The organism is Pseudoalteromonas sp. 1_2015MBL_MicDiv, assembly GCF_002407505.1.
Taxonomy (GTDB): domain Bacteria; phylum Pseudomonadota; class Gammaproteobacteria; order Enterobacterales; family Alteromonadaceae; genus Pseudoalteromonas; species Pseudoalteromonas fuliginea.
Genome location: NZ_CP012737.1, coordinates 548234 through 562006, shown reverse-complemented (window position 1 = coordinate 562006; position 13773 = coordinate 548234). Strand labels below are relative to the sequence as shown.

Below are 13773 nucleotides of genomic sequence, written 5' to 3'. Positions count from 1 at the left end.
AAACACAACGCTAAACTAAATAACGGCGGCATTATAACCACCATAGAGTGCCTATGTAAATAAGGCTTAGTGGTTAATAGCCACTCACATTAGTAAACAATGTTATTGAATTTAAGAGAAATAAAGGCTTTAACGCTGGTTTAGCGCTTATAAAGCAATGTTTAGAGCAAACTAAACAAAAGTTTAGGAAAAGGTAATAAATTTATTAAAAACCTGAATTTATATGATTAAAAAATTAACATTTAAGTAAGAACGCAAAGTGATAAAAGTAATAAAAGCGCGAAGTAAATTCGCACCTACAGGTTGGTTCATATTTGCAGTTGAGGTTTTATACCTCGCTTTTTAAGGAGTTAAAACATGAGCGCGAAGTAAATTCGCACCTACAGGTTGGCACATGTTTGTAGGTGAGGTTTTATACCTCGCTTTTTGGGAGTTAAAGTATGAGCGCGAAGTAAATTCGCACCTACAGGTTGGCGCATGTTGTAGGTGAGGTTTTATACCTCGCTTTTTTAAGAAGTTAAAACATGAGCGCGAAATAAATTCGCACCTACAGGTTGGTTCATATTTCTAGGTGAGGTTTTATACCTCGCTTTTTTAAAAAGTTAATCATGAGCGCGAAGTAAATTCGCGCCTACAGGTGGGTACATGCTTCTAGATAAGGTTATTAATTTAGCTCAAGCGTTAGAACCTTGAATAATTATGGCTTTACTTCTACCTTAAAATTCAATGTAACAAATTGATGACAAGGAAGCACAATGCAAATACTTCACCACGGAGCGGTTAACGGCGTTACTGGTTCGTGCCACGAGCTGGTAGTTAACGAGCAAACAAGTGTGCTTATTGATTGCGGGTTATTTCAAGGCGAAGACTCTAAAGCCGACCTTTCAATTGAGTTTAATATTACTCATGTTACTGCCCTTATTGTTACCCATTGCCATATTGACCATGTTGGTCGAATACCTTACTTATTAGCTGCCGGTTTTAAAGGCCCTATTTTTACAAGTATTGCATCGGCCAGCTTATTACCTTTGGTAATAGAAGATGCTTTAAAAGTGGGTGTAACCCGCGACCCTAAAATTATAGCTGCCTGCTTAAGCTTATTAAATAAACGTATAGTTGCTGTAGATTATAAAACGTGGTTTGAACTACCTTGCAAAGGACTTAATAAAGCTAAAGCGAGGTTTCAGCGTGCAGGCCATATATTAGGTTCTGCTTATGTAGAAATTGATGTTACAAATAGTGATAACAACAAACACCGTATTGTGTTTTCAGGAGACTTAGGTGCGCCATACACCCCGTTACTCCCTTCGCCTAAGCCGCCCTATAAAGCCGATACCCTCGTTATTGAATCAACCTACGGTGATAAAAATCATCAAGGCCGTAAAGAGCGTACTCAAACGTTAAAAAACATTATCGAACGCGCCGTAGCCGACAATGGTGTTGTTTTAGTACCTGCTTTTAGTATTGGCCGCACACAAGAGCTGCTATATGAGCTTGAGCAACTCATACATAGCTCACCTAAAAAGTCTAAGTGGCGAGACATTCACGTAATACTCGACTCCCCTATGGCAGCCAATTTTACTGAGCAATACAAAAAGTTTAAACACCTATGGGATAGCGAGGCCAAACGCAAAGTTGCAAACGGTAGGCACCCGCTCGATTTTAAAAACCTAACTACGGTTGATTCACACAAAGAGCACATAGCTATTATCAACTATTTAAGTTCGCGGCAAAAACCAGCCATAATATTAGCAGCAAGCGGTATGTGCACTGGTGGCCGAATAGTTAATTATCTTGAGCGATTTTTAAATGACAAAACCACTGATGTATTGTTTGTAGGTTACCAAGGAAATAAAACGTTAGGCCGCGAAATCCAAAAATATGGCCCGCGTAATGGGTATGTTTTTATAAATGATGCTCGCATTACTATAAACGCAAAAATACATACAATTAGCGGGTACAGCGCCCATGCGGATCAAAACGGATTAATTAAGTTTGTAACGGGTATGCATAAAAAGCCAAGCCATATAAAAATTGTACATGGCGATGATGATGCAAAAGCTGCTTTGGCAGCAAGGTATAAAGCAGTTTTAGACGAACAAATATTTATAGAAATCGGAAATAATACTTATAAATAAAAAAGTTAATGCCGTATCTATCACAACTGAGTCTACCGAATACAAACTAGAATATATTTATTTTCCGAAGTTAGGTAACAGCAGAATGTTCAACTTCGAGGGTAAGTGGTTTCTAACAATGATGTAATAAACGGATAAATAAAAAGCATTTAATGCCCTTAGATTCTTTTATTAAGGGCAATTCAATTATTCTACCTAAGCTGCTGATGAGTTTAACGAGCGTGAGTTATAAGCTGAAGTTTATTCTATTTTTAATTACTTATTTTTCCTGTAACACAAGGATCAAAATAACATAGAAGCCACGAAAAACTCATTATGCTACAAAACTTACTTAAAAAAGGGATTACTCCTAGGTTTTTCTATTTCTAATCAATGTATAAATTTTTGCGATAATAACCTTAGGTAAAAGCCTTATAGGCATTCTTAATGTTAAGCTTTTTAGTATATGCCCTGTAGGCAATAATTTATTTTTATAGCAACACTTATAAAAATACAGCTCTCGCTTGAAGTATAAATAACCACTTCGTCTAGATAATTGATTAAAACCAGCTCTCATATGTACTAACGCTGCAGGTATATTGTAAAAAACAAATCCCGCTTTAATTAAATTCAACCATAAGAAGTAATCTTCAAAATACAACACATTCTGATAGCCACCACTTTGCTCTACCACCCTTTTTTTGAACATAACTGATGGATGATTGATTGGATTTTTTGACTTAGAGAATTTAACTATATCGCAATGTTTTTCGGGAACCTCTCTTATTGATAAGATGATACTTGGATCATCGTCAAATTCGCTAATCCACGAGCCACAAACATCAACGTTTAAAGATGTCAAAATAGAAAGCTGCTGCTCAAAGCGTTCTTCAAGGGCAATATCGTCAGTATCCATTCTGGCTACAAAATCGTAACGACAATATTTCAAACCTTCATTTAGAGCCGCCCCCAAACCAACATTCTCTTTCATTAAAACATCGACTATGTTTAATTTAGATTTCCAGCTCTTAATAACAGCATATAGTTCTCTGTAGAGAGGTCCATCTTGAACGAGTACAACCTCGGTCGGCTTTACAGTTTGATTGTAAATACTCCTTAGCGCTTCATCCAAGAATAATGCATTTTCTTTGCAATATACTGACATTAGTACAGAAAAATTCATGTAACTATACCTACTCGCCCCATCAAGCTATCTTTAATCCCCTTTAACATGTATTTAAAACGTACATACCCGTCTGGTAATGTGAATGGATAAATAAATAGTTTAAAAAGTAGCTTTGCTAAACTAGATATTTTCCAATAAATAGGCACGTAACCACGTTTCATTAAAAGTAGAGTATTTCTAAATTGGTAATAATGTCGAATAGGACTACAAACACCTACATTAATAAAAAGCAGTATCTTCTTATTGCCATCGCCTAATTTATGAGCAAGTTTTGCTTTGTTATTTTTTATAACTAAATAGCCGGCAGCTTTGATTCTCCAGCAGTATTCAAAATCAACTGCATCGATAAATAAATCGTCATCCATTCCTCCAACCTGCAAATATACTTCTTTTGGAATTAGGCTACCTGAGCTTAAAACACTAGACACGGAGATATACTCTGAACAATAAACACTTTGCCCTTTAGAAACCTTGGCTTCATTGACTTCTAACGTATCTTTATCATAATCCTGACAACCGACTAAACCTACAGAATAATTATTTTGTGTTAATTCATGATAGCACTCTAGTAATTTACTAGGTAGATTTCTGTCAGGCTCACTGTCTTGATCCATCTGCAATACAAAGTCAGCACCATTATTAAAAGCCCAATCCATTCCTAATGACTGAGCTTTTGCAATTCCTAAATTTTCCCTAAAATTAAATACTTTTACACAATCGCTTATATTTATTTCAACATCATATTTTGAATTATTGCAGACAACCACTTGTGTACCCAACTCAACTAATCTATTGACAGCTACTTCAGCTTCTGTTTGGGTTGCATTATATAAGACTAATACAGAAAAAACTTTTTCATTCATAATTATAACTCAATCACATTTATATAAATAAACACTTGCCTTAGTAAACATCTAAGAAAAAACCAGTTAATTTCGCACTTTAATTTTTTCTATTTATAAACACTAAAACTACTTAATATACATTCCTACTGAATTTTCCAGTCACTAACATATTGGCTCTGATTAACCTACTTAATAAACAGAGTGTTATAATTACAATTATATGATTAGTATCCAAAATGTACGGGTTTGATATAGCATAACCAACATAGGATAAATAAATTAAACCTAAATGGTTAAAATATATAAATTTACTATAGAGATAAAACAAAGCTAATATATATAATGCTAAAAAGATAAAGCCTAATTGATTTAAAAAATAGACGCCTTGTAGTTCAAAATAAATATTACCAGTATAATCTCTCGCACTTGTCGTAACATCGAGCGTATTGCCCAGCCCCTTACCAGCTAGTACAGTAAATACATCATCGCTCATATCAGAAAGCAATACTTCAGCCTGATCTATACGAGTACCAATAGATGAGACTTGTCCAGTGGACTTTTTTTCAATCACATTCACAGCAGAGGTAACCGCTATCGGTATGATTAAAATAGATGCAAACAATAACGTTATATTCTTCAACCCCCTAACCTTACTTAAATAGTTAGTTTGCATCAAGAAAGCACAAATGTAATAAAAGCCGCAACCAATTAGGTACATAAAGTTGCCAGCAAAGAGTGTTGCAAGCAAAAGGAAGGCTTCACTAAATCGATACTTTTTTTGTTGTGTTTTCAAATATAAAAAATTAGATACCATGGCAAAAAAAGGAATAAGAGCATTCCCTTTAATTTGAACTCGGAAGAAGCCGTTTCCATATGTATACACATCACCAAAACCGTTATTTAAAAACCAATGCCTAATTGGTAAATAACTTGATACTTCCCAAGTCGAATAAAGGTACAAAGATATAGCCATAATAACAATACCTTGAAGAATATGCAGTCCAATTACGATATTTAATGATTTTAAGCTATTAAATGGAATGAAATGTACACATAGTAAAGACAGTAAAATTATATAAAACCGCATAATAAGTAACGGATCATTTTCTAAAAAAAATAAGCTATATGAAGCGAGAAATGTAATCAGTAAAAAAGCTAAACCGATATATTTGTCTCTTTTTTTGAACCAATGAAGAAAGCCAATTATGACAAGGCACAAGACGCAAAAGTTAGCGATAGGTGCAAGGGTAGAAAAAGGTAGATTTCTAGTGACGACAAAGGTGATGATTACAAAAAGGAAAGAATTTATCACTGGTAGCTACTTATAAATTATTTTAATAGAAAAAGATGAATTTTTTAAAACCCACCTTTTGTATGGCGTGGCTCTCAGCGACAGAGCCCACCGTACAACATTAGATCCAACAGCGACGTGCTAAAAGGAAAATATTTTATCAAGCCATGCATCCATCGAGTATTGATATAAAATAGACTCAGGAACAGGCGAAAAATCCTCATTAATAAAGTTAATAAGGCTCTGTATTTCTACATCATCATCTAAAATAAATACATTTTTAAATTCATAAAAATCGTAATGCCTGATATCTGAATTCGTCGTAATAATTTTTCTATTTGCACCTAATGCTTCAATTGTTCGCATTGTAAGTCCATCTTGCTTTGGATGATGGAAATCTAAAATCGCATTAGAATTACTCACAATTTCCGAATATTCACTATAAGCTAATGTTTTCCTATGGATAAATGTTATTCTTTTTAGAATATTTAACCTAAACCAGTTTATTGGATTCGTAAACAAGTAAAACTTATAGCTCTTGTTTACAACATCCATTTTTAATGCAATATCTTTTAGCAAGTCTAAACGGTTAAAGTGCAACCAGCCCACAAAAGAAATGTCATATTTATAAGTAGCTTTCCGTTCAATTCTATTTCTATAGAAAAGGGGTATAAAATCAAATGAATATTTATTGCAGTCCAAACGATCAAAGCTACATACTCTATCAAATAAGCTCGCAATTTTTGCCCCCCCTTCAACCCTTCTGATACTATCCCAATGATATAAGATAAAAGTAGCACCTGGGTTGTTTTTCTTCAACATATCAATATGTTGGGAGCAAAGCCTATCCCCTTTAATTACGAAGATATAATCATAGTTTGTTTGATTATCTAGCTGGAGAAATAGATGCTTTTCTGAGTGTTTTTTTTCTATATGGCTCGCAGATTTAAACTTAGCAAATTGGTTCATTACTCTATTACGATGAGATTGGCAGATATAATTAACTACCGCTCCTTTGTTCTTTAATTTTTCAACAATTAATTTGTCATAATCATAAAAGCCAATACCTATAAATAATATTTTGCGACCTTGAAAATCCATTTTAATACCTTCGAAATACCTAAATTAATTTATCTTTAAAATCATCAATCATAATTTTCATATCATCTAATACATTTCGAGGATTAAATGTTATTTCTTTTTTTAGTCGAGAGATATCATTAACTGGAAAATACTCATCTACACAGCCATTTATCCAATTGATATTGCAACCAGTTTCACTTTCCAGAACGTTAGCTATATCTTTAGCTTTTGTATTTATACCCGACGCAATATTATAAACTGTTTCACTTAGATTATCTTTTTCAGCAAGTTGATAAATAGCATCAACAAGATCAGTGATAGAAATATAATCTTTTGCATATTCTGGTGTAACGTACATATCAACATGTTTATTATTTATTGCGTTACGAGTAATTGCAGGTAAGAAAAGGGGGCTATTTAATGCCAAGCCATAAACATTTGAGGGTCGAATGATAACAACCTTTTTAGAGCTTAACAAACAGAGCTCTTCAGAAATTAACTTAGATAAATTAAATAAACGCCTTTCATCTCCATGAGAAACGACTAAATTTGCATTTTCTTGGGTATTGTCCTGCCCCATATAAAGGCGAGTAGATGAAATATAAATCAGTTTATCGAATGACGCTTTCTCTAATATTTCAGCTAACAATAATGAATTTGACTTAAAAACCTGCAAGGGTGCATTTTTACAATCACCAGCCCCTGCACAAAAAATTACAGTGCCTAATGGCTTAGAAAACAAATCAATATCGTTTCTTTCTGGAATATATATAGAATGGTTATTTTCAAGTAACTTTTTTGAGACTTCATTACCAATAAAGCCACGCCCACCAATAACTGTATAATTTAACACCACACCACCATTTACCTTTAAGTATTTTGTTTCAACCGAGGACCTAAACAAAGTCCCCTAAAGAGTTTGTTTTTTGCCACGCTTGCGTAGCTAAATTATATCTTTTTACAATCTTTGCAGGTATTCCAACAATAACGCAATAGTCAGGAAAATCACCACGAACCACCGCATTAGCACCCACAACACAATGTTTTCCAAGTGTAGTCCCGGCACTTATTTTCGCACCACTGCCAATAAAACAACTCTCACCAATTATAGTTTTGTTCACGATCAGAGGCTGCTGACTAACCGGGAGTTCAATATTTTGATACTCGTGATCGGTATCTTGAATCATAACATCGAATGATATTAACGAGTTTTTGCCAATAACTAGCTGGCCTGCAGCGGTAATATGACAGCGCTGCTCAATGCGTACACCGCTTTCAATTAAAATAGAGGGCGTGTATTTTCTTTCGAGCCAGCTATCTATTGCTTCTATTCGGGCATGCTCTCCAATTGATACGTTTTCACCAAGTTTTACTGCCTCATAGCTTATAAACAAAGGTTTGTATACAATACTTCCTTTTCCATAATGACTAAATATAAAGCGATAAATTAACGCACCTTTGGCCAATAGCCACAAATGCGCTACATAACGCTTTTTAAGAGACACAGGCAACAATAACAACTTTTTAAATTTAAGAAAAACTTTCATAATTGTTGATCCTATAGCCTAATATATATTTAAGGTTTTTCTCAATTTCAGTCCAAACCTTTTCGTCACTTTGTGCTGTAAGCACTAAGTTAATTTTACTTTCAAATTCAGAGACCGAAGTAAAGCTATCATCAAGCACGCTAATAGCGTTATCTGCGTCAGCATCTTGATACCTTAAACAGATACAGTTATTTATGTAACTATCATAGTAAGCTGTAGAATTATAAGAAATAGAACAGTCATAGCGGTTTAAATTTAATAACTCTTGTACTGTACCTGTAGGCGCAAAATTAAAGCTTTCAGACTTAAGCTGATCTGAATACTTCTCTACTATCAACGCTGGATGAAGCTTAAATTCAAACTCTATATTCAAAGTCGACTGAGAAAGCAAGGAGATTAAGTTGAGATTATTTTCATCAAATTGACTCCTAGCCAACAACACGAGCACTCTTAATTTTTTATGGCTTTTTTTAGGTAAAATCAATGGAGTTGTTTTTTTAGGGTAACCTGCAACTACAAGCCTGCGCTCGTCCATACCATATTTTATGAATTCATCACGGGTATACTCTCCCCAACAAAGTAACTTATCAGCAACAACATTCTCATAAGCAATAGCGTCTATCGGCGGGATATCGTAAATAAACCACAACCCATGCTGTAAAGAATAGGTAGGTATATTGTTTTTTTTGAAAAAGTAATTTAGTACAGCTTCTTCATTAAGGTTACTGCAAAATGCACAAAAAAGCTTAATGTTAGTCGGTGTTTGCTTTTCTAAAAAATCAATATTATTAAGGTTATGTGCTATTGAAGCTGCCAAGGTTATTTTCGATAAAAAATTTAACTCAAGCTTTCTAAAAAAGACAATCTTAAATGCTGAAAATATATTGGACAGCGAGAATGTGAGACTTCGTTTAGAATTCGATAAATCAACAAGATCACTTTCATTTTGGTAGCTTGTCATAACATGCTTTAAAAGCTCATAATAATCTTTGCGATTATAATCACCTATAGAAAAAAGTGCTTTTTTCTGCGTCGGTATTTTAATTTTACGAACCGCAAAAAAATAAACCAAACTTCGACGAATATTGAAATTTTCTCTTTTATAAATCAAAGAAATCAATTCAAGAGATACTATATTCTCAATTGGATAACCTTTATGGTCATAGGCCAATTGTTTTTTCACTGTTTTATACTTATCAAATAGCTTCTTCAAATCATTTCCTTTAACTGAAGTAATGACACTTTTTTATAAAAAACTTTCATTTGGATAATAATCATTAATATATAAAAAACAATCGCGATAATACCTAGAGAAAATATATTAACTTCAAAAAGTAAATTATAAGATTTCAATAAGAATGCCAATCCAACAGACAATAAAGTTGAAGTTATATATATTTTGGTTGGGAAATAAGAGGAAAATTTAACCTTAAGCCTTTTATTTATTGGTTTTATAAGTAAGTAAGCACCAAAAAAGTTTAGAAATGTTGTCGCGAAAGCGGCCCCAATAACGCCATATTTTGAAATTAAAAAATAATTCAATACCACATTTAATGTAGTTGTTACTAGCGTATTTTTAAACAGTGCTTTTTCTAACCCTATAGCTCCCATTACACCACCAAAAATAACAACAGCCCTCAACCATTGAAACATATAGACCTGAAAAACAATAACTGAGTTTTCGTACTTTTCGCCAAATAAAGTTAAAATTATTTCATTACTGTAAATTAAACAAAATATAACGATGGGCACCAGCAACACTGTCGCTTTTTCTATCGACTCCTTCCACACAGCAATAACGCCGTTAGTGTCATTTGAGCGTATTAATTTAGAAATAACAGGTATCATCGCAGTCAATAATGAGCCTGTAATAATACTAATAAATGGGATTTGAAAAGCTCCTACTTTTAAAGTAGCAAAGCTACTCGCGTCCATCAAAAAAGACACCATTAGTTGGTCAATATAACCATTTAAAACAGCAACTAGAGAGACGGATCCCATCGCTATTATATATTTAATCTCAACAGAAGAAACGAACCCTCTGTTAACCCTCAATAAAAAACTATTTTTATTTACATATAGTAAAAATAAAAATAAAAGTAGATTACTAAAAGCCGAAAAAAATAGTACATAAGCTAAATTATCTAAGAATATAACAATAAATATATTTATAAGTACGGTAATTAGCTGTATTGATGTTGTTAAATATAAATACCCTTTTAAACCTCCTGTTATTACACTCAAATTTTTAAAATATTCAAATGTCGCTGTAGTCACAAAAAGTACTAATATAATGACGATGAATTTTTCAATCAAAGGATTATTAATAAGTTCAGCTAAAGGTTTTGCAAATAAAGCTAATAAAATAGCGCCCAAGCAGAGCAAAAGGAGTTGGAAAATAAAAAAACGTTTAAATATTTGCTGTCGTTGCGAGTACTTAGCGTATTGCCCATAAAAGTAAGTTAATGATACTGGTACACCTGCACTAAATAAAATAGAAGCTAAACTAACAACCAATAATACTTGTTGGTAAGTACCGAACTCCTCTTCAGAAAAGTTTCTCACTAAGAAAATAAACAAGACAATAGTTAATACTTTTTTTAAAGCATCTTGTAGCATAAGATATTTTGTATTTTTCATCTCTGCAAATTAGCCTAGGTTTTTATTGGCTTTAATTTTGGAAATGACCTTATTTACATCCTCAGGGATATCTACAGCAATACTTGAACTGGCTACTTCAACCATTTGTACGCTTATATCACTCTCTATAAACCTTAGTATTTCAATATCCTCTACTTCCTCTACTTTAGACTTTTCAGCATGAGCCATAAAAAACCTTAAGTGCTCTTTAGAAAAAGCATAAATACACACCTGTTTATAGCCAAAAGCAAACCCGCCCGTCTTTGTTATAGGTACTGGCGAACGACTCATATACATTAATCTATTTGAGCTACTCACAACTACTTTAGGGATGTTAGGTGATCTAAATTCATCTTCATCCTCAATTAATGACATAGCATTAATGACTCTATTTGGCAGCCTGGTGTATTCATTTATTACTGTTACTATGTCTTTAGGATCGATTAAAGGCTCGTCTCCTTGTACATTAATTATGAAATCACAATTTAGTACTTCATTAGCCTCTGCAAGTCGATCTGTGCCCGTTAAACACTGTGAGGAAGTCATGATAAACTTGCCTCCAAACTCTGTTACTGCATTGGCAATTTTAATATTATCAGTAGCTATGTACACTAATTCTTTGTCAACAGCACGACAACAGCGCTCCCATACATGTTGTATCATCGGTTTGCCATCAATAATAGTTAATGGTTTACCCGGGAAGCGGCTAGACTCGTAGCGAGCTGGAATAACGATTGCGTAACTAAGTGACATGTTAACCCTTAAAACTATGTATAACTTTAAAGTCATGTTTTTGACTTAACTCAAGCATACTTTGTTTAACATTTGATAATGGTGCATAGAAGATAAAATCTATATTGTTTTTCTTAGCCGCTTCATAGTCAGCAAGAGCATCACCGACCATTACAGCACTAATATGGCTCACACTATTTAAAATATTTTTAATATTCTGAGACTTTGATACTGGACTGCCTAGAACTTCAATAAAATAATTAGAAAAATTCCTTTTTTCTAATACTGTTCTTAGCTGCTCCTGTTCCGACCCTGAAGCCACGTACATAAGCTTACCTTTTAGCGAGGAAAGTGTACTTTTTATTCCTAAAGCTTCAGGTACTTCTAAATAGAATTTATCAACTTGCTCTGCATACGCTAATAAAAGCATCTCTTCTAACTTTTGTTTTTCGGCGCCATCAATATCTAATGTTTCTGTAAAACTAGCAACATGATGGTAACGACTCATGCCAAAGTTCTCTTTGAATTGTGACGTTAATGCTTCCACCTGTGTGTCTGAAAAGTAATTTGAAAGGGACAAGGCTGCTCTCATAGCAGCCACTTTCATATTATTAGAATCAAGAAGAACTCCGTCACAGTCAAATATAATCAGATCGTATGGCTCAAATATAAGCATATACGCTTCCCTTTTTAATAGGGTAAGTTGTTGGAGTTATTGATATAAAGCCAAGGTTGTCTTGTAGATCATTTTCAATAGTATCGAAGAACTCAATCATCTCTAAGTGCCTTGAATCATTTGAATTATAACCATCAACTCCAGCAAAGGTAACTTTATTAGCACCTGCGGCTATCGAAAATGCTAAGCCATAAGCTATTGTTAGTTCAGACGGGATTAGGCAAGATGTTTTTTCAACTTTAAAGGTATTATCAGCGATATCAACACCGTAATTGATGTTTCCATTATCGGCTAAAAGCTCAACATCTTGGGCTGGAAAACGATGAGCAGGATAAATAATTGGCTTACTTAAATTAGAGTAATTCTCTTTTTCAGTTAAAAATTTAAGGTTATGTGTGATTGCAATATAATCTACAAAACTATCATCTAGCACTTTGTTTATGTTCAATGAGATCACAATTGGTTTATTATTTTTAATGTACAACTCAAGAGCTTTTTTATGCTTAGCTACAGAATTCGCATTAGTGATTAATAGAACTTCTCTACCATCAAGTAAGCCACTGACATCATCTCCTGTAACTTCTGAAGTATTCTTGTTAAGACTCAACGCGGCTTCTAATACAGAACCGTCATACTTGCTAGTGCCGTTTAGTTGGAGTAAGTATTGTAAAGCACCAACAACTTCATCTTTCCCTATATGTGTGTTTGATAACAGGTTTTGTATATAGGTGGGGTGAACACTCTGCTGTGCACCTAAAAAATATAATAAGTTAGTTCCCCAGCCATATTGTTTTTGCATTGACTCAAAATAACGAATGACTAACTCATAGATCTTATTTGGCTTCAGTTCTACATATTTTTCAGCTAATACGGCCATTAAATTTTCTGTTTGAGTATTACCTGCACCTCGTCCCATACCTGTAACAGTAGAGTCAAGCCATTCAACTCCAGCTTCAAGTGCGGTTAAGCTATTTGCAAGACCACGCCCCATGTTATCATGAGTATGTATTCCCATTTCACCAAGCCAATGCTTTTGGATTAGCCTAACGATTCGTTGAACTTCGTTGGCATCCATATTCCCTAGTGAATCAGCAAAATAAAGAGCATCCACACTTCCCCATTGACTAATTTCTTTAGCTTTTTCTTCTATTTCTAAATCAGGCTTTCCACCCGCTTGCATAAGGTTATAACCAACGATATAGCCTTTACTTTTTAGTTGGTTTGCTATTTCTTTAGATTCTTCGACTTCATGAAAGTGAGCAGCTATTCGCACAAGACTAACGCAGCTATTTTTCTCTTCGCAAAATAGTGCATTTACAGCAGCTTCTATACTCAATTGACTAGATAAAATAGTTTTTGCGTCAACCATTACTCCATAAGTTACCCCATCAGGTAATTCTAAAGTCTTTAAGTAATTTTCAGAGCTATATGCAAATGGACCTAAAAATTCATTTTTTGGGAAGTTACGCAAGCCAAGTTCGACATATGAGATTCCGCTTAATGCGACTGCCTGTAAGTAGCTTTGAACTAACTCTGGCTCAAAATCCCAATTATTGTAATATCCACCATCTCTTAATGTACAGTCAAGAATTTTCATTTGGGTCCTTTATATCCTAATCATATAAGTCTGTTCTTTACTTATACTTACTAATAAAA

At 33.9% G+C, this 13773-nt stretch carries 12 protein-coding genes; 1 reads left to right on the top strand and 11 read right to left on the bottom strand.

Translation table 11 applies throughout. The features are described 5' to 3' along the window. Positions 1–755: 755 nt before the first annotated feature. Positions 756–2138, top strand: a complete 1383-nt coding sequence (locus tag AOR04_RS02455) for an MBL fold metallo-hydrolase RNA specificity domain-containing protein (protein WP_096792428.1) — start codon at positions 756–758, stop codon at positions 2136–2138. Positions 2139–2487: 349 nt separating this feature from the next. On the opposite strand, the gene AOR04_RS02450 is transcribed toward AOR04_RS02455, so the two are convergent. From AOR04_RS02450 to AOR04_RS02400, 11 genes are all read right to left on the bottom strand, one after another. Beyond that, the gene (locus AOR04_RS02450) at positions 2488–3300 is read right to left on the bottom strand and encodes a glycosyltransferase (RefSeq protein WP_096792427.1); all 813 of its coding nucleotides are present in this window, start codon (positions 3298–3300) and stop codon (positions 2488–2490) included. Then, positions 3297–4166, bottom strand: coding sequence for a glycosyltransferase family 2 protein (locus AOR04_RS02445; RefSeq protein WP_096792426.1), 870 nt, complete (start codon positions 4164–4166; stop codon positions 3297–3299). The genes AOR04_RS02450 and AOR04_RS02445 overlap by 4 nt, the downstream gene beginning before the upstream one ends. Before the next feature lie 112 nt (positions 4167–4278). Further along, positions 4279–5121 carry a hypothetical protein gene (locus tag AOR04_RS02440; protein ID WP_157770531.1) on the bottom strand — a complete coding sequence of 281 codons (843 nt, stop codon included), beginning with the start codon at positions 5119–5121 and terminating at the stop codon, positions 4279–4281. Positions 5122–5580: 459 nt separating this feature from the next. Continuing rightward, positions 5581–6540 (bottom strand): hypothetical protein, encoded by a 960-nt coding sequence (locus tag AOR04_RS02435; RefSeq protein WP_096792424.1) that lies wholly within the window; start codon positions 6538–6540, stop codon positions 5581–5583. A 19-nt stretch (positions 6541–6559) separates the two neighbouring features. Next, positions 6560–7375: an NAD-dependent epimerase/dehydratase family protein gene (locus AOR04_RS02430; RefSeq protein ID WP_165728158.1), complete on the bottom strand. Its 816-nt coding sequence runs from the start codon at positions 7373–7375 to the stop codon at positions 6560–6562. A 43-nt stretch (positions 7376–7418) separates the two neighbouring features. Then, entirely contained in the window at positions 7419–8069 is a 651-nt protein-coding gene (locus tag AOR04_RS02425; protein WP_096792423.1) for an acyltransferase, read from the bottom strand. Next, positions 8053–9282 carry a hypothetical protein gene (locus AOR04_RS02420; protein ID WP_096792422.1) on the bottom strand — a complete coding sequence of 410 codons (1230 nt, stop codon included), beginning with the start codon at positions 9280–9282 and terminating at the stop codon, positions 8053–8055. Before AOR04_RS02420 ends, AOR04_RS02425 begins: the two co-directional genes overlap by 17 nt. Continuing rightward, a complete protein-coding gene (locus tag AOR04_RS02415; RefSeq protein WP_096792421.1) occupies positions 9279–10709 on the bottom strand; it encodes an oligosaccharide flippase family protein in 1431 nt (476 codons plus the stop codon). Before AOR04_RS02415 ends, AOR04_RS02420 begins: the two co-directional genes overlap by 4 nt. A gap of 9 nt (positions 10710–10718) precedes the next feature. Further along, complete coding sequence (kdsB, locus tag AOR04_RS02410; RefSeq protein WP_096792420.1) at positions 10719–11462, bottom strand: 3-deoxy-manno-octulosonate cytidylyltransferase; 744 nt, start codon at positions 11460–11462, stop codon at positions 10719–10721. A gap of 1 nt (position 11463) precedes the next feature. Next, positions 11464–12117: an HAD family hydrolase gene (locus AOR04_RS02405; RefSeq protein WP_096792419.1), complete on the bottom strand. Its 654-nt coding sequence runs from the start codon at positions 12115–12117 to the stop codon at positions 11464–11466. After that, positions 12104–13714, bottom strand: a complete 1611-nt coding sequence (locus AOR04_RS02400) for an aldolase catalytic domain-containing protein (protein ID WP_096792418.1) — start codon at positions 13712–13714, stop codon at positions 12104–12106. Before AOR04_RS02400 ends, AOR04_RS02405 begins: the two co-directional genes overlap by 14 nt. Positions 13715–13773: the final 59 nt, after the last annotated feature.